Source organism: Nodosilinea sp. LEGE 06152, assembly GCF_015207525.1.
Classification (GTDB): domain Bacteria; phylum Cyanobacteriota; class Cyanobacteriia; order Phormidesmidales; family Phormidesmidaceae; genus Nodosilinea.
Window position 1 is genome coordinate 412,708 of sequence record NZ_JADEWR010000001.1, and the last position, 16,087, is coordinate 428,794.

General features: G+C 59.5%; 16 protein-coding genes. 5 read left to right on the plus strand and 11 right to left on the minus strand.

What is annotated here, in order from left to right; genetic code table 11:
• The first annotated feature begins 111 nt into the window (after positions 1-111).
• Positions 112-3,348 (plus strand): efflux RND transporter permease subunit, encoded by a 3,237-nt coding sequence (locus IQ265_RS01930; protein ID WP_194050510.1) that lies wholly within the window; start codon positions 112-114, stop codon positions 3,346-3,348.
• 137 nt (positions 3,349-3,485) lie between these two features.
• Complete coding sequence (locus IQ265_RS01935; protein WP_194050511.1) at positions 3,486-4,079, plus strand: GUN4 domain-containing protein; 594 nt, start codon at positions 3,486-3,488, stop codon at positions 4,077-4,079.
• A 159-nt stretch (positions 4,080-4,238) separates the two neighbouring features.
• Here IQ265_RS01935 and IQ265_RS01940 read toward each other — a convergent pair whose 3' ends face one another.
• From IQ265_RS01940 to IQ265_RS01960, 5 genes are all read right to left on the minus strand, one after another.
• Positions 4,239-4,613, minus strand: a complete 375-nt coding sequence (locus IQ265_RS01940; protein ID WP_194050512.1) for a hypothetical protein — start codon at positions 4,611-4,613, stop codon at positions 4,239-4,241.
• Between the two features lie 170 nt (positions 4,614-4,783).
• Positions 4,784-5,701, minus strand: a complete 918-nt coding sequence (locus IQ265_RS01945; RefSeq protein WP_194050513.1) for an ABC transporter permease — start codon at positions 5,699-5,701, stop codon at positions 4,784-4,786.
• A 9-nt stretch (positions 5,702-5,710) separates the two neighbouring features.
• Positions 5,711-6,736 (minus strand): ABC transporter ATP-binding protein, encoded by a 1,026-nt coding sequence (locus IQ265_RS01950; protein WP_194050632.1) that lies wholly within the window; start codon positions 6,734-6,736, stop codon positions 5,711-5,713.
• Positions 6,737-6,974: 238 nt separating this feature from the next.
• Positions 6,975-7,955 carry a heme o synthase gene (locus IQ265_RS01955; protein ID WP_194050514.1) on the minus strand — a complete coding sequence of 327 codons (981 nt, stop codon included), beginning with the start codon at positions 7,953-7,955 and terminating at the stop codon, positions 6,975-6,977.
• A 121-nt stretch (positions 7,956-8,076) separates the two neighbouring features.
• A complete protein-coding gene (locus IQ265_RS01960) occupies positions 8,077-9,096 on the minus strand; it encodes a heme A synthase (RefSeq protein ID WP_194050515.1) in 1,020 nt (339 codons plus the stop codon).
• Between the two features lie 516 nt (positions 9,097-9,612).
• Between IQ265_RS01960 and IQ265_RS01965 the strand changes: the two genes are divergently transcribed.
• The 3 genes from IQ265_RS01965 (at position 9,613) to IQ265_RS01975 (ending at position 11,524) form a co-directional block, all read left to right on the plus strand.
• Positions 9,613-9,951, plus strand: a complete 339-nt coding sequence (locus IQ265_RS01965) for a hypothetical protein (protein WP_194050516.1) — start codon at positions 9,613-9,615, stop codon at positions 9,949-9,951.
• A gap of 312 nt (positions 9,952-10,263) precedes the next feature.
• A complete protein-coding gene (locus tag IQ265_RS01970) occupies positions 10,264-10,647 on the plus strand; it encodes a hypothetical protein (RefSeq protein WP_194050517.1) in 384 nt (127 codons plus the stop codon).
• A gap of 85 nt (positions 10,648-10,732) precedes the next feature.
• Positions 10,733-11,524: an alpha/beta hydrolase gene (locus IQ265_RS01975; RefSeq protein ID WP_194050518.1), complete on the plus strand. Its 792-nt coding sequence runs from the start codon at positions 10,733-10,735 to the stop codon at positions 11,522-11,524.
• On the opposite strand, the gene IQ265_RS01980 is transcribed toward IQ265_RS01975, so the two are convergent.
• The 6 genes from IQ265_RS01980 to IQ265_RS02005 all read right to left on the minus strand — a co-directional run bounded on the left by IQ265_RS01980 (position 11,521) and on the right by IQ265_RS02005 (position 16,073).
• Entirely contained in the window at positions 11,521-12,384 is an 864-nt protein-coding gene (locus IQ265_RS01980; RefSeq protein ID WP_194050519.1) for an alpha/beta hydrolase, read from the minus strand. The two genes, IQ265_RS01975 and IQ265_RS01980, sit on opposite strands and share 4 nt — an antisense overlap.
• Positions 12,385-12,464: 80 nt before the next feature.
• On the minus strand, positions 12,465-12,920 hold the full coding sequence (locus IQ265_RS01985; protein ID WP_194050520.1) for an NUDIX hydrolase: 456 nt from the start codon (positions 12,918-12,920) through the stop codon (positions 12,465-12,467).
• Between the two features lie 3 nt (positions 12,921-12,923).
• On the minus strand, positions 12,924-13,388 hold the full coding sequence (gene bcp / locus IQ265_RS01990) for a thioredoxin-dependent thiol peroxidase (RefSeq protein WP_194050521.1): 465 nt from the start codon (positions 13,386-13,388) through the stop codon (positions 12,924-12,926).
• Positions 13,389-13,490: 102 nt separating this feature from the next.
• Entirely contained in the window at positions 13,491-14,267 is a 777-nt protein-coding gene (locus IQ265_RS01995; protein WP_194050522.1) for an SDR family oxidoreductase, read from the minus strand.
• 263 nt (positions 14,268-14,530) lie between these two features.
• Positions 14,531-14,947 carry a hypothetical protein gene (locus IQ265_RS02000; RefSeq protein WP_194050523.1) on the minus strand — a complete coding sequence of 139 codons (417 nt, stop codon included), beginning with the start codon at positions 14,945-14,947 and terminating at the stop codon, positions 14,531-14,533.
• 178 nt (positions 14,948-15,125) lie between these two features.
• On the minus strand, positions 15,126-16,073 hold the full coding sequence (locus IQ265_RS02005) for an ABC transporter permease (RefSeq protein ID WP_194050524.1): 948 nt from the start codon (positions 16,071-16,073) through the stop codon (positions 15,126-15,128).
• Positions 16,074-16,087 lie beyond the last annotated feature (14 nt).

A 16,087-nucleotide genomic window follows, 5' to 3' on the forward strand; every position in this document is an offset into this window, starting at 1 on the left:
GCGTGAGTTCCTGCTGCTTTGACGGTTGTGTAGCGTCTGTGTGGCGCGATTCGCAAGGCGATTTCTTTGGAAATCGCGGCCCTCTATCCCTTAAGCCCCGGTATTCTACCTATGGCGCTGTTCTCCATTGCCGATAACTTTATTCGTCGCCCGGTACTGACTACCGTGTGCACGCTGCTGATTGTGCTGGCGGGGGCGGTGGCCATTCCGCTGCTGCCGATTGAGCAACTGCCCGAGATTGCCCCACTGCAGATTCTGGTGGCCTCTAACTATACCGGAGCCGACGCCGAAACCGTTGAGAACAACGTCACTACGGTGCTGGAGCGCGAGATCAACGGCGTGGAGGGGATGGAGTTTATCACCTCTAGCAGCACAAACACTGGCCAGAGCAGCATTAACGTGGTGTTTCAGCCCGGTCGTGGCAAAGACATTGCCCAGGTGGATGTGCAAAATCGGGTGGCCCGAGCCGAGCCGCAGCTGCCGCCGGAGGTAACTCAGCTGGGGGTAACGGTCAACGCTCAGTCGCCCAGCATTTTGCTGGTGTATCGCTTCTTTACCGATGACGATCGCTACGATGCGCTGTTCCTGAGCAACTACGCCGACCTGTTCATTCTCGACGAAATGAAGCAGCTCAACGGCGTGGGCAATGCCGAGGTGTTTGGGGCTGGCCGCTATGCGATGCGCCTGTGGCTCGATCCGGCGGCGCTGGCCAGCCAGGCGCTGACCCCTAACGATGTGGTGGCGGCCCTGCAGGAGCAAAACGTACAGGTGGGGGGTGGCTCGATTGGGGCTCCGCCAGTGGACAGTGGCCAAGCCTACCAGTACACGGTGCGGCTACCCGGTCGCCTACAGGAAGTCGAAGAATTTGAGAACCTGGTAGTTAAAGTAGGCGAAAACGGTGACCTGGTGCGTCTGCAAGACGTGGGTCGAGCCGAACTGGGGGCTCAGGACTACAGCTTTGATGCCAAAACCGAGGGCAAGCTGGCGGCGGGCCTGTTGGTATACCAGCTGCCGGGCAGCAACGCTTTAGAAGTCGCCCGCTCGGTGCGATCGCGAATGGCAGAGTTAGAAGCGTCCTTTCCGCCGGGCTATCGGGCTGAGCTGGTGTTTGACACCACCGATTTTGTGCGGGTGTCGCTAAAGGAGGTGCTGATCACCCTGATCACGGCGATCGTCCTGGTGCTGCTGATTTTGTTCATCTTTCTGCAGGACTGGCGAGCGACCATCGTGCCTGCGGTCGCGATTCCGGTATCGCTGATTGGCACCATGGCGTTTCTGCTGGTGTTTGGGTTTTCCATCAACACGCTGACGCTGTTTGGCTGCATTCTGGCCTCGGGCGTGGTGGTGGATGATGCCATTGTGATTGTGGAGGCCATTGCCGCCAAGATTGACCAGGGCATGCGCCCTCGTCTGGCCGCCCTCGACGCGATGCAGGAACTCTCGGGGGCGGTCATCGCAACGTCGCTGGTGCTGATGGCGGTGTTTATTCCGGTAGCGTTTTTTCCGGGCAGCACCGGCAAAATTTATCAGCAGTTTGCCCTGACCATTGCCTTTGCGATCGTGGTATCGACCTTTAACGCCCTGAGCTTTTCGCCCGCCATGTCGGCCCTGCTGCTGCGCCCGACAACAGCGGTGCGCGGCGGACCCCTGGCCGGGTTCTTTACCTGGTTTAACCGCCAGCTGGTGCGCATCATTGAGCGCTACCGGCAGCTGGTGCGAATGCTGATTCGGCTGCGCTACGGCGTAGTGGCCCTGTTTGTGGTGGGGATACTGCTGATGGTCGGCATGCTGCGAATTGTGCCCACCGGCTTTGTGCCCGAAGAAGACCAGGGCTATTTTCTAGGAATTGTGCAAGCTCCCGACGGCGTGTCGCTGGAGTATACCAAAGGCGTGATGGCCCAGGCCGACGCAATTATCTCGGAGTTTCCGGAGGTGACCAGCACCTTTATGCTGTCGGGCTTTGGCTTTGACGGCCCTTCGCCTAACAAGGGCGTGTTTTTCGCCACCCTGGCCCCCTGGGAAGATCGCCGCGCCCCTGAGTCAACGGTGGCAGGGCTGCTGCCCCAGGTTAATGGTGCTCTCTCGGGCATTCAAGAGGCGCTAGTGATTGCCTTCAACGCGCCGCCCGTGCCGGGCTTTAGCCCCACGGGAGCGCTGGAAATGCAGCTGCAGGACCGCAGCGGTAACCAAATGAGCATCGATCAGTTTTTGGGCAACGCCTACGAAATTATTGGCCTGGCTAACCAGTCGCCCGCTTCGATGGGGGTGTTTACTCAGTTCACTGCCAGCTCGCCCCAGGTGCAGGTTGACGTCAACCGCGATCGCCTCAAGGCCCTCGATATTGACATCAATGAGGCCCTCAGCACCGTGGGCACGTACCTGGGCTCGCGCTACGTCAACGACTTCACTAGCGGCGGACGCAACTACCGCGTCTATGTGCAGGCCGAGGAGGGGTTCCGCAACGAGCCGTCAGACATCAACAGCATTTATGTGCGATCGCGCCAGGGCACGATGGTGCCCCTGGGCGAGGTGGTGAGCCTGAGCGAGGTGGTGGGGCCATCCACCATTAACCACTTCAACCTGCTGCGATCGATCAAGCTGGAGGGCATGCCCGCACCGGGGGCTAGCTCGGGTCAGCTAATTGCGGCCATGAGCGATGCCCACGCCCAGGCGTCGCTGCCGGTGGTGGGGCAGGCCTGGCAGGGCACCGCCCGAGAAGAAATTGCCTCCGGCGGCCTGGCTACTATTATCTTTGGGCTGGGGGTGCTGGTGGTGTTTTTGGTGCTGGCGGCCCAGTACGAAAACTACGTCGACCCAATTATCATTTTGCTGACGGTACCGTTGGCGGTGCTGGGTGCTCTGGTGTTTCTGTTTCTGCGGGGGCTTGACCTCAACATCTACGCCCAGGTGGGTCTGGTAATGCTGATCGGCCTGGCCAGCAAAAACGCCATTCTAATTGTGGAATTTGCCAACCAGGCCCGCGACCAAGGGCTGGGCCTGGTACCCGCCGCGATCGCCGCCGCCGAGCAGCGATTTCGACCGATTATTATGACCGCCATTTCATCGCTGGTGGGGTTCTCGCCGCTGCTGGTGGCGACCGGGGCCGGTAGCGCTAGCCGCTGGGCCGTAGGCTATACGGTGTTTGGCGGGCTGCTGGTGGCCACGGTGCTGAGCTTGCTGGTGGTGCCCGTGCTCTACGTCATTCTCAAAGGCCTGGCCGAGCGGATGTTTGGTGGCCCTGGGGCACCGCCGTCTATCTCAAACAGTTCGCGCAATGGCGATCGCTCCCAGGTTGAAGCAGACGAGGCTCTGGCCCCGTTACGGTCGCAGGGAGAAAACCCCGCCTAGGCAGCGCTAGCTGACACTTGAGCTGGGCCAAGACTAGAATTTATAGCGTTGGCTAAATGGCTCTACGCAGACCGATTGGCCCGATACCGCTGGCCCAAGTCACCGTTTTGGCCCACATTACCTAATAAGGAGTCGATATGGATGGGGAAGGGTCGCAGACCGAACTGGCCGCCCGCTTAGAAGCGCTGGAATCTAGGTTGGAAGGATTTATTCAGCAGGGGTTGACCGAGCGCATTGCCCGCCTTGAGGATGCGCTTACCCTGGTGACCGATGTCGAGCGCTACCAGCCGCTCCAGCGGCTGCTTAAAACGGGCAAGCTGCTGGAGGCCGACGAAGAAACTGTGCGGGTCATCTTGCAGGAGGCGGGCACGCCCGATCGCGAAGATCTCACCCCCGACGCCATTCGCCTGTTTCCCTGTAGCGTTCTGCGGGTGGTCGATCGCTTGTGGACGACCTACACGGGCGGGCGCTTCGGCTTTAGCGTGCAGCTGCAGATTTATCAATCGGTGGGCGGCACCCTGGAGAGCGCGATCGCCCAAGATAGCGCTACCCTCAACCGCCTGGGCGAGCGGGTAGGCTGGCGACAAAACGACCAGTGGAAAACCATCGATCAGGCTCGCCACGACCTAGATGACCCCATCGGCTGCTATCCCGTAGTCTGGTGGGATTCGCCCTACGGGGCCAAAATGGTCAACTACTTTCTCACCCGGCTATTTACCTGCGAACTATAGGGCCTGGCGGCGGCTAGCGGTATGCGGGCTGGCAGCGCGTTATTGCCCCACAACTATAAAAATACGAATACAGAAAGTCCACCTTGAGGAGTCAGGGTGGGCCTTCTGTTAGTTCTTAGATAATACACGTCGAAACGGCCAACCGTCGGACGCGTAACCCTATTCTGCCCCGGTCTCCGGAGCAGCCTCAGGAGCCTCTAAGCCGGGCTGCTGTTGACGCACGGCATTCTGCTGTAGAATCCGAAAATTTTCTGCTGCGGTGTTAATGCGGCCCCGGTGCTGGCGGCTAAAGTCGCTGGAGCTGCGATCGTTCATCAGCACGGCTCGGTGAATCAGATCGAAGGGGCTGGCATTCTCCCCAAATAAACCGGTGTTGGCATCTGTGTTGCCAAACCCCTCGTTAGGATCAACCCGAGGGGCACGGGTAGGATCGGTGCTGGTTGACTGGGCCAGGGCAGCGGGAGCTAAAGACAGTAGACCCAGGGCTGCGATCGCGGCAGCTACCGAACGGGAGACAAAAGTTGGGTAAGCCATAGGAGCACTCCTTGACACCGTAACGACTCAAACTTTATGAACAGGCTTTGGGCACAGGTAAATTGTGCTTCTAAGCCTGTATTGTAGCGGCTAACTCGCTTGCCGCCGACCCTTTTAGCCCAGCTCCACAACTGGCCAGGGCATTCATTTTGCTCACGTCAAACCTAGGCTCAGGCAATGCGGCGGCGCAGCAGCGGCTGAATCAGCCCCAGCGATAGCCCGCAAAAGGCCACTAAAACCGCTAGACAAGCGCCCAATGACACGGCCGCAAAGGGCGTTTGCAGCACCGTGCTGCCCAGACTCCAGCTGGGGTGCAGGTACACGTAGCGAATCGGTTCGATCGCATAGGTCAGAGGGTTGAGGCTGGCCACCACCTGCAGCCAGCCGGGCATAAACTCCAGTGGTACCAGCGCCGTGCTCGAAAATAGCAGCGGTAGGTTGGTGACAAAAATTACCCCAATTAGCTCAATGTGGCCGGGGAGAGCAAAGGTCAGCCCCAGACTGAGCGCCGTTACGCCCAGCACCAGCACCATCACGATAAACAACACCAGCAGCAGCCCTGGCAGACTGGGCAGCCCCGCCCCCAGCACCGCGCTCAACCCCAAAATTGCTGCCGTTTGCACCAGGCTGAGGGCTGCAATAAACAGCGCCGACGCCATCACAATGGAGTAACGGGAGGCCAGAGGCGCGACTAAAAACCGGTTCAAAAAGCCAAACTCGCGGTCAAACATGACCGGCAGCCCGGCGTTGAGAGCACCGCCAAAGGCCGTAAACACAATAATGCCTGCCCCCAAGAACTGCCCGTAGTTGCGGCTTTCGCCAAACAGCCCGGCGGGCACATTTTGAAACAACGCCCCAAACAGCACCAGCCAGATCAGTGGCTGAACTACCCCCGCCACCAGGGTGGTGGGGCGACGCTGTAGCTGAATAAACAGCCGCCGAGTCATGGCCAGGGTCTCCTGCAAAAAGGCTCCAGAAACAACCCCCTGGGCTTTAACGACATCGGCCTTCCAGGCGTTGAGTTCTGAATTTTCGAGGCTAGGGGCAGCCTCGCGGGTGGGGGATGGGGTGGAAATGGTGGTGCTCATGGTCTTATCCTAGCGTCCCTTCATAGCCTGTTTCTTTTCTTTCTTGAGGTCGCGCTGGCCCACGGCGGCCAGTTCGGCATCCATTAGCGTGCGGCCTGTCGCCGCCAGGTACACGTCGTCGAGGCTGGGGCGCGACTGGGCAATGCCAAATATGGGCAGACCAGCCGCTTTAAGCGCCTGCTGCACGGTCAGCAGCACGTCAGGCTGGCGATCGACCACCAGGTTTAAGGAGTTGCCCTGGGCGGCATTGACAATCACTTCGCGCACAAAGGGCAAATCGGCCAGCATCGTGCGCGCGCTTTCGGCCTCGTCGTCGGAGGTAAATTCGCGAATGCGCAGAGTGATGCGATCGCCGCCAATTTTGTCCTTCAAATCGCTGGGGGTACCAGAGGCAATCACCTTGCCCTGGTCGATAATCGCCACGCGATCGGCAAGGGCATCGACTTCTTCTAAATAGTGACTGGTAATCAAAATGGTGGTGCCTGCCGCCCGCAGCTGGCGCAGAAAGCTCCACACCGACGATCGCGTTTCAATATCAAGCCCCACGGTGGGTTCGTCGAGCACCAGCAGGTCGGGCTGGTGCAGCAGACCCAGAGCCAAGTCGAGCCGCTTTCTGAGGCCGCCGGAGTAGGTGCCAGTCTTCTGGTCGGCCCAGTCGCCCAGCTCCAGCAGGTCAATCATCTGGTCGATGCGACGGCCAGAAACCCCCTTGGGCATGTGGTAAATATCCGCCTGGAGCTGCAACAGCTCACGCCCGGTCAGCACCTTGTCGAGGGCGACCTCTTGGGCAATGTAGCCCAGATACTGGCGCACCAGCCGGGGCTGGTCTACTACCGAAACCCCCATCACCTCAAGCGTGCCGCTGTCGGGAGTGGTCAACGTGCAGAGGCAGCGAATGGTGGTGGTTTTGCCCGCCCCGTTTGGCCCCAGCAGACCAAAAATTTCGCCTGGCTCAATGGTGAGCGATACATTGCGCACCGCCGCCACCGCCCCGTAAGACTTCTTCAGGTTTTGAATCGATACCGCCGCGACCATCTGTAGAGCTAACCCCAAACGTATTGGTCCTACACTGGTTATTCTACAGAACTCCACTGAGCGGGGGGAGAACGCCAGATATTGGGTTTGGGTTGGGGATTCCGAACTGGACAGGATCTAGAAAGCCCCTCGCCACCTTGAACGCCCTGGCCGGCACTTGAATCGAGTGCTGGCTAGGACGGGTTGCAGTCAAACTCTAAACTCAAGATTATTTCATCCACCCACTCGTCACCCATGCCTAAAATGGCAGCACGCTAGCCAAAGGCTCCAGGTGACTTGAAAGAGTCGCCACCGCTGCCCGAGTGATTGGCCAGCTATCCACCACCATGCCCGCCGACAGCAGCATCATGTAGAGAATGGAGTATTTGAACAGGTCTTTGGCCAGATCGCGATCGCTCGGTTCTTTGAGCAAGGCCCAGGCTTTTTGAATAAACATGCTGCCCAAACCCAGGGCGATCGCCGCATAGACCACCCCAGTCGCCTTGAGTGGGTAGGTCATCATCAGGGTCAGCGGCACCAGCACCAGGGTGTAGTACCAGATCTGCTGGGCCGTCGCTTTGTCGCCCACCACCACAGGCATCATCGGCACGTTGACCTTGGCGTAGTCGTCCTGAATTAGCATGGCCAGACCCCAGAAGTGGGGCGGTGTCCAAATAAACACAATGGCAAAAAACAGCCAGGCCGCTAGGGGCAGATCGCCTGTAACAGCAGCCCAGCCCACCAGCGGGGGGATCGCTCCCGCTGCCCCGCCAATGACAATATTTTGCGGCGAAGAGCGCTTCAGCCAGTGGGTGTAGACGCCGACGTAGATAGCGATGCCCACCATCGCCAGAACGGCACTCAGCAGGTTTGCAACCAGGGCCTGTAGGCTGAAAGCCAGTACCGCCAACACCCCGGCAAACACCAGCGCATCGCGAATTTGAATGCGCCCCGACGGCAGGGGGCGGTGGCGGGTGCGCTCCATGTCGTAGTCAATGTCGCGATCGTAGACGCAGTTGATGGTTTGGGCCGAAGCTGCCGCCAGGGTTCCGCTCAGCAGCGTCACCATCAGCAGCACCGGGTCTACCTGGCCTTGACCAGCCACCCACATCGCCGCCGCCGTTTCAATCAGCAGGAGGGGAATGATGCGGGGTTTAGTGAGCTGCACGTAGCTGCGCACGACGGCCCCAAACGAGTCGTGATGGCGGGTGGGGGCATTCCAGGTGGTGGTCTGATTCATGCAAAAAATCCTAAATGGTTCTAAAAACCGCAACTGTCAGCAAAAAATGGTGAAAACGACTGCATAACCTCCAAAACAGCTCTGTTGTTCGCTCTAGAGCAGCTGCTCCAGGCCCGTACAACTACTCGGCAGCGCTGGCCAACTCCTGGGCAGACGCCACTTCGTTACTGCGATAGTCGGTTGGGGCAGGCCCGAGGCGATTTTGGGATAAGTCGCTGCGCGAATCGCGCCAGGCCAGCACGGTAAAGCACACCAGCGTACCCACCAGCGCCGCCCCCAGGGTATGGTGAGCCACCGTCAGCGGCTCGACCTGAAGCCTGAGTCGGAAGGTTGCAATGCCCATCACTAGCTGAAACACCAGCAGCATGCTAGCCAGGCCGCCCAGTCGCCGCAGCGGATAGGTGAGCGCCGGGGTGCGCCACACTGTCCAGGTGAGGGCCAGCACCGCAGCGGTCGCGGGCACTATGCCCAACAGGTGACTATTCATGACCTGGCACAGTTCTTTGAGCCCCAGGCACTGGTGAGCCGCCCAGCGCGACCCTACTAGCCCGCCTAGCAAACACTGAACGTAGACGATTGCCGTAGCCCCTAGCCCCAGCCAGGGCAGGCGACCGACAGTGCCGGTGGAGCGGTAGGGCAGCAGGCAACTGGCGATTACGAGCATGGCGCTAAAGAACAGCAGCGCCGTGCCCAGGTGGGCCGTCACAATATCGAAGCGCAGCAGCTGGGTTACGGTTAGCCCGCCCAGCGCTCCCTGAACGCCAATTAGGGCGAGGGCACCCACCGCCGCCCAGGGCAGCCAACCCGGCACCTGTCGCCGGTACCAGGTGCACAGCACTACCAGCCAGAGGGTGCTAAGGCCAATTAACGCGGCATCGAGCCGATGAAACCACTCTAAAAACACCTGTAGGTTCATCTGCTGCTGGGGTACTAGCTGGCCGTAGCATAGGGGCCAGTCGGGGCAGGCCAGGCCTGCGTTCATGACTCGGGTAGCGCTGCCTACCGCCATCAAGGCCAGCGTCGCGAAGGCAATCTTCCAGACCAGGCGGCGAATGCGATCGACGGGGGTAGACGTTGCGGCGGGCCACAGCGATTTACGAGCGATTGTTGGGGGCGAAAGGAAGGGGAAATTTGCGGCCATGCCATCTCCAGCATTCAGCAGTGCAGTTTTAGGGGGGTGGAAGGAGCAGACGTGATGGTGTGAGGGTTAGGCTCGGCTGCCACAGCCGGTGTTAAGACTTTGGCAGGCACACAGGAGTAATTGCTCCACCCACTGATAACAAGCTAATCAGGAATATCAGCGCCGACAATTGTGGTAACTGATTACTACTGTAGGGAGTGAAAACCTTGAATTGGCAAAGCTTTAGGGTTTTCTTTGGGATTCAAACCCGGGGATATGGGCTATACGAAAATTCAAGTCGTGCCGTAGCTAGACACACAACGTAACGTATCGTTACCTTTGGCGATCGCTCCCAGTAGCGGCTGTGACCACAACCGCGCGCAGGGTTGCTGCGATCGCCCCTAACCGGTTTACAGCTCTGGTTCACAACTCTGGTTCACAGAGACCCCAATGCCGTAGGCTGGCTAGCAGGTGCCAGATTTTAAGCCCAGAAAGCTAGCTGACTACCGTCCACCGATCGCGATGAGCACGTTTTTTATGAGCGCCCCCCTTACCCTCAACCTGCCCCAGGGCTCCCTGCAGTTCACCTTTTCTAGTGAGGCAGCCCAGGGCTTAAAAGTTGCCCTAGGCGAGCTGATGACCGCGCTCAAAGCGGCGGCGGCGCAGGGTGGAGAACCGACTCGCCGCACCCCTCAACCGCCGATGGAGTACCGCCATACCGGAGACGTTTTTCTAGAAGTCTTTTGCAACCCCAACATTTGGCCTAGCCCCTTTGCTGCTAAGGCCCTGATAACGCTGCGCGACGATCGCATTCGTGTTACCACCGAAGCTGAGCTGTCGCAGATCTATGAAGACGTGAACGCGTACCTGTCCTAGGCGAACTTGTCGGGGCTGGTAGGCCCAAGTTTGAGTTTACAGGGGGCGAGTGGGGGCTGGCGTTGTAGCCTTAAACCTTGGCAACGCCGGCTATTTTGGCCTGATATCAAACCAGTTTTTTCCCTCTACCCAGAGAAGGATAGTAGCCTGAGATGCTACCTTCCCCAAGGGGAAGACGATAGAATATGAGCGCAAAACGCGGCCGGCGCAGAGCGAAAAGTGCTCGAGGAAGCGATTTGACATGCTTCTGACGGCGGCTGGCGACTGTCTGGCTTTTGAAGGTTCTAATAACGCATTTTTAAGGGATTAAATATGTATTCTGACGATATCTCTCAGACTTTGCAGAAAGGGTTTCGCGTTACCCTCGGGGCCACCGCATCTCTGATTGAGGCTATTCAAGACCCCGAAACCTCTAACCAAAAATTTTCTACCCTGGGCGGTGATGTCAACCGGCTCACCGAAGAACTGGAAGTTAAAGGCGCGACCACCGAGCGTGAAGCCCGGCTGTTTGTAGACTCGTTGCTCAGCCAGGTGCCGAACCCCTTCACCAACTCCGGTGCAGCGACCGACGGGCCAACCATTACCACTGTGGCTAGTCCTGTGGTGGATGCTGCTGTGCAGAGCGATTTAGAATCTCTGACCCAAGAGCTGGCCGCCATTCGCAAAGAGATTGAAGCGCTCAAGGGCCAGCGCTAAGGGCTACCTCTGGGTTTAGGGGCTGTGCCGTAGACCCCAACCCAGACGCCGTAGCTCGCGACCGAGCAGATACATAGAGGCAGGAATGACAGATACGGCAGAGCTACAAATTGAGTCGTTAGGGCCTGAGCTGCAAACCCCAAAGCTGCAGTCGGATGGGGCGATCGCTAAGGGGCTCGACCCATTTGCGGGCGTAGATAAGGCCGATGAGGCCAGCCGCGAGATCTACTTTATCAGCGGGCTTGGGGCCGATTGGCGTGTCTTTCATCGCCTGCAGCTAAAGGGGTACCGCCCGGTTTACATTTGCTGGGAGCGTCCTTGCCGGGGCGAATCGATCGAGCACTACGCCCAGCGCCTGTTAGCCCAGGTCACTACGGAACATCCCATTTTGGTTGGGCTTTCCTTTGGTGGGTTGATGGCTGTGGAAATGGCAAAACTGTGCGACCCAGCCCAGGTCATTGTGATCTCAAGCGCCGTGACTGGGGCACAGGTGCCCAACTACTACAAGCTGTTTCGCTGGCTGCCGCTACAGTTGGTAGTGCCGTTTAAGCGGCTGCTGTGGGCGGTCTATGGGCTCATGACCTGGCTGTTTGGGTTGGATGATCCGGAAGATCGGTCGCTGTTTAGGCAGGTTTTGGTGGATACCGACCCCTTTTTCCTCAAGTGGGCTATCAACCGAGTGGTGGGCTGGCGCAATCAGGTGGTGCCCAAAAACCTGGTGCAAATTCACGGTGGGCGCGATCGCGTCTTCCCCCTGGGCGATCGCAACGTCGATATTGTCCTTCCCGATGGCGGCCACCTGATGGTGCTCAACCGAGCAGAAGAACTGTCTCAGCTGCTGATGGCGACCCTGGCTACTGATCCGGCTCAAGCCTAGAGGGCGGCGGGCCGGGGTCGATTGACCGCAGGAATGGGCAGCGGGCGCGGTGGATCTGCGGCCATCATCAGCTCTAGAGCCTTGGCGCAGGCGGCTTCGTCGACGCCAAGTAGCGAGTCAGCCGAAGCAAGCTGCTGATGCTGAGGATTGGGGAGCAGGCGCAGCCAGGCCTGGGTGAGCTGGTGCGTAACGGGGTCGGCAGCACTAGGCTCTAGCACCAGCGTCGGCAGCCAAAGTTTGCCGAGTCCCTGGTGTAGCAGTTCGCCGTTGATGGCGGCGGTGCGGCGCTGAAAGAGCATCTGGCAGGCGGCGGGGGCCTGGCGCAGACCGCGATGGCGATCGCGCAGTGCCTTTACCCAAGGGGCTTTGCCCAGCCAGGGCAGCACCAGGGGCAGCGGCGACCAGGGGGCAACCAACCAGCGATCGCGCCGCCAGCGACCCCTCAGCTCGCGATCGCGCACCCCCTCGGGGGCGATAACGGCCAAACTCTGCACCTGATCGGGGTAGGTGAGGGCATACTGACCCGCCACCCAGGCTCCTAGCGAATGGGCCACCAGTCGACAGCGACGAATGCGCAGGGCGCTCAACAAACTGTGCAGCGCCTCCACCTGCAGGACCACTGAGTAAGGAGTTTTCTCCTCTCGCCACGATTCGCCAAAGCCCAGCAGGTCAGGGGCGAGGCAGTGGTAGCGGGGAGCCAAATGCTGCATCAGGGGCAGCCACTGGGTACTGTCATGCCACGAGCCGTGGAGAAACACCACCGTTTCGTCCTGGGGTTTGCCGCCCTCATGCCAAAACAAACTCCCCAGCGGAAGCTTGATGCGGCCAGTGCGAATGGGGCTGTCGGTTGGTAACGGCATGGCACTCGGTAAGGTAGATGGCACCAGAGTAACCGGGAAGCCGTGCTCCAGCATCCCAATTCAGCGGTTTACCCAAAAGCTTAGGCTAAAACCGTTTCTCCCTTAAAGAAATCTCGCAAATGCTGGCGGTGGTCGTGGGAAAGGTGATCCCACGGTAGGGTGTCGGCGGTGAAGTGGCGCACGTCTAAAATTTCGCGTGGGTCGGCGGGGTAGGGTTGGCCCGTCACCCGTACCGCCACCGTTATGCACACCGAGTGAAAGCGCGGGTCACGCCCAGGCTGCGAGTAGACCCCCACCAGTCGCTCTAGCCCAACGGTTTCCAGCCCTGCTTCCTCCTTCAGCTCGCGGGCCGCGGCGGTGATCACGTCTTCGCCCCAGTCGACAATGCCGCCGGGCAGACTCCAGAGGCCGTTGTCGCGGCGGCGCACCAGCACAATCGTGCCGTCGGCCATCAGGGGAATAACGCAGGTACCCAAAATGGGGCGGCGCAGCAGCAGCCCCAGCAGAGTGCGCACAATGTGGGCGAAGTAAGCCATAGGCTACAGGGTTTCCAGGTCGGCTAGCACCTGGTCGGCATGGGTCTCGGCTTTGACCTTGAGGTAGACTTTCTCCAGGTTGCCGTCGGGGCCAATGATAAAGGTGCTGCGGGTAATACCCATATATTCCTTGCCCATGAACTTTTTCAGGCCATAAACGCCGTAGCGGCTGGCCACTTCGCCGCCCTCATCCACCAAAAGCGGAAAAGGCAAACTAAACTTGTCGATGAATTTGGTGTGGGACTTGGCGTCGTCGGTGCTCACCCCCAGCACCACTGCGTCTTTGCCCTGGTAGTCGGCGTAGCGATCGCGGAACCCACAGGCCTCTTTGGTGCAGCCAGGGGTGTTGTCGCGAGGGTAAAAATACAGCACCACGCGCTGACCTTTAAGATCCGCCAGGCTGTAGGTTTTGCCGGTGGCATCGGGGAGGCTGAAGTCGGGGGCGGGGTCGCCAACGGAAAGGGTCATAGTCAGTATTCAATAAACGTTACACGCCATCGCCTATTGTATAGCGCTGGCCTTCTATAACGCTGGATTGGGCAGGGTGGGGCTTTTACGCCGTTGGAGTGCTTACTCGGCCCGATGCACATGAAATACCGAGGACTGGTCGGTGGGCAGCAGCAGCACATCGCTAACGTTGACGTGGGCCGGGCGGGTGACGGCAAAGACAATCACGTCGGCTACGTCATCGCCGGTCAGCGGGGTCAGGCCCTGGTAGACTCCCTTGGCGCGATCGGCGTCGCCCCCAAAACGCACTAGGCTAAATTCGGTTTCGACCAGGCCGGGGTCAATGTTCGTCACCCGCACCGGGGTGCCCAGCAGGTCGAGCTTAAGCCCCTCAGAGAGCGACCTGACTGCCGCTTTGCTGGCACAGTAAACGCTGCCGCCGGGGTAGGTCTGCCGCCCCGCGATTGAGCCCACATTCACCACATGGCCCCGACCCTGCGCCACCATGCCCGGCACCACCGCCCGCGTGACGTAGAGCAGGCCTTTGACGTTGGTGTCAATCATAGTTTCCCAGTCGTCCAGGGGGGCTTCGTACTGTTTGTCTAGCCCTCGACTCAGCCCGGCGTTGTTGATCAAAATATCGATCGCCTGCCAGTTATCCGGCAAACCACTAATCGCCTCGCTGACGGCCTCCGGCTGGCGCACGTCCAGCCCTATCGTCAGCACCTCAGAGCTATGCTGCTGCTGAAGATCGTTGGCTAACGCCTGCAAGGGTTCTAACCGGCGGGCAGCCAAAATCAACCTTGCCCCGAGAGCAGCTAGCTGACGGGCGCAGGCGGCCCCGATGCCACTGCTGGCCCCCGTAATCAGGACGGTCTGGTTGGCAAGGGATAGGGTCATAGGGGGGTAAAACTGTGAATAGATCAACGGAGTCTAGCGAGAAAGCAAGGATAGGAGGCCGGATTGCTGGGCGATCGCCGGGCCTCTCAGTCACTGCCAAGTTGAAGCCCGACTCCCTACCGCCCCTTAACCCTGCCCTAGGGGCGGTCATCAATTAGCTGCTCAACACTCAAAATCAAGGTTTACAGCCCCTAGCCTGTTCCTGGGGTTGGGCGTGGCAGGGCTTGATGTATCGGACTTTTGGCCACAATTGCTGACGCGCCCTAAGGCGTTTTCTCCGGCTCAGGATTCTTCACGCTGGACTCGATTTCGTCCAGGGTTTGCAGCACCAGTCGCTTGGCCTGCAGCTCCCAGCCCCACTTCTGTACCTGAAAAGCCACGTAAAAGCCAATTCCCGTCGCAATTAAATCTAGCGGCTGCCGTCCAGAAATACCCAGCAGCAGCCCCAGCCCGCCAATGCCCCAAAAGGGCAGAGCTACTGTCTGTCGGTTTTCTTCCACCAGCTTGGCCAGAAAGTTGTTGGGAATGCTGGCTGCCACCTCGTCGCGCACCGCCTGCTGCTGAGGATAGGGCACCGCAAAGCTAAACTTGCGGCGCAGTTTCTCAACTTTGCGGGCGTCGGTGCTGTACTCCGTCAGCTCGTCTTCTGCCATGCGAATGAGCTGCTCAGCTTGGGTCATAGGGGCTTGTCCGAAATGAGGTCAAAAGTGTTTGGCGGGATGCCTAGAGCCAGTGGCTTTGGCCTTTGGCACCGCGCTAATTATCTCACTGTATTGGCTTAGCCCGTCATGAGAAGCGCTAGACTGCTTGTACTACCGCTGCTCTTACCGGCATTTGCCATGCAGGTCGCCAAATTTTCTAACTATCCTTGCCCAAGGCCCCCGGTGCGCCTGCCAGGGTTCTCTTAGGCGAACAGGTGATGATCATAATCACCAGCGTGAGAATATACGGGGCGGCATTGAACAGGTAGTAGTACGAGTCGATGCCCACCGACTGAAACGCTGGCCCCAGCGCCTGGGCACCGCCAAACAGCAGCGAGGCCCACAGGCACTGCCAGGGCTGCCAGCGGGCAAAAATGACCAGCGCCACCGCCATTAGGCCCTGGCCGCTAGAAATGCGCTCAGTCCACACGCCAGGGTAAAACAGCGACAGGCTGGCTCCGCCAATGCCCGCCAAAAAACTGCCCCCCACGATCGCCGCCATCCGCACCCAAAAAATCGAAATACCCATCGCCCGCGCCGCATCGGGGCTGTCGCCTACGGCTCGCACGTAGAGCCCCCACCGGGTTGACTTAAAAAACCAGCTCATCAGGGGCACGATCGCCACCCCCAGCAAAAATAGCGGGCTAACTTGCAGCGCCGACTGCACCTGGGGTAGGCTACTCCAGCCGCCCGCTGGCAGCGTCGGCAGCTGAGGAGCCTGGGGCTGAATGAAGGGCTTGCCAAAGAAGTTGGCCAGGCCGCCGCCAAAGATAATCATGGCAATGCCCACCGCCACATCGTTGACGCGGGGCTGCTGCGACAGCCAGCCGTGGATGGCCCCCAGCCCCATGCCCGCCAGCCCTGCCGCCAGCACCCCTAACCAGGGAGCTAGCGTAGGCCCGACAATTCCTGAACTCAGGTAGGAAATGGCGTAGGCGCTCATGGCCCCAATCAGCAGGGTGCCCTCCAGACCGAGGTTGATTTTGCCGCTTTTTTCGGTCAGGCATTCGCCCAGGCTGACCAGCAGAAAGGGCACACTCCCCCGCAGAGTACCGGCTAAAATTCCCAGGGGTACACCCCACCAGCCCAGTGCTTCCGTTGCCATTATTCATCCACTCC

Bases quoted from the DNA above. Each gene is read 5' to 3' on its own strand.
- IQ265_RS01930 (WP_194050510.1), top strand. From the start codon at position 112: ATGGCGCTGTTCTCCATTGCCGATAACTTTATTCGTCGCCCGGTACTG.
- IQ265_RS01935 (WP_194050511.1), top strand. From the start codon at position 3,486: ATGGATGGGGAAGGGTCGCAGACCGAACTGGCCGCCCGCTTAGAAGCG.
- IQ265_RS01940 (WP_194050512.1), bottom strand. From the start codon at position 4,613: ATGGCTTACCCAACTTTTGTCTCCCGTTCGGTAGCTGCCGCGATCGCA.
- IQ265_RS01945 (WP_194050513.1), bottom strand. From the start codon at position 5,701: ATGAGCACCACCATTTCCACCCCATCCCCCACCCGCGAGGCTGCCCCT.
- IQ265_RS01950 (WP_194050632.1), bottom strand. From the start codon at position 6,736: ATGGTCGCGGCGGTATCGATTCAAAACCTGAAGAAGTCTTACGGGGCG.
- IQ265_RS01955 (WP_194050514.1), bottom strand. From the start codon at position 7,955: ATGAATCAGACCACCACCTGGAATGCCCCCACCCGCCATCACGACTCG.
- IQ265_RS01960 (WP_194050515.1), bottom strand. From the start codon at position 9,096: ATGGCCGCAAATTTCCCCTTCCTTTCGCCCCCAACAATCGCTCGTAAA.
- IQ265_RS01965 (WP_194050516.1), top strand. From the start codon at position 9,613: ATGAGCGCCCCCCTTACCCTCAACCTGCCCCAGGGCTCCCTGCAGTTC.
- IQ265_RS01970 (WP_194050517.1), top strand. From the start codon at position 10,264: ATGTATTCTGACGATATCTCTCAGACTTTGCAGAAAGGGTTTCGCGTT.
- IQ265_RS01975 (WP_194050518.1), top strand. From the start codon at position 10,733: ATGACAGATACGGCAGAGCTACAAATTGAGTCGTTAGGGCCTGAGCTG.
- IQ265_RS01980 (WP_194050519.1), bottom strand. From the start codon at position 12,384: ATGCCGTTACCAACCGACAGCCCCATTCGCACTGGCCGCATCAAGCTT.
- IQ265_RS01985 (WP_194050520.1), bottom strand. From the start codon at position 12,920: ATGGCTTACTTCGCCCACATTGTGCGCACTCTGCTGGGGCTGCTGCTG.
- bcp (WP_194050521.1), bottom strand. From the start codon at position 13,388: ATGACCCTTTCCGTTGGCGACCCCGCCCCCGACTTCAGCCTCCCCGAT.
- IQ265_RS01995 (WP_194050522.1), bottom strand. From the start codon at position 14,267: ATGACCCTATCCCTTGCCAACCAGACCGTCCTGATTACGGGGGCCAGC.
- IQ265_RS02000 (WP_194050523.1), bottom strand. From the start codon at position 14,947: ATGACCCAAGCTGAGCAGCTCATTCGCATGGCAGAAGACGAGCTGACG.
- IQ265_RS02005 (WP_194050524.1), bottom strand. From the start codon at position 16,073: ATGGCAACGGAAGCACTGGGCTGGTGGGGTGTACCCCTGGGAATTTTA.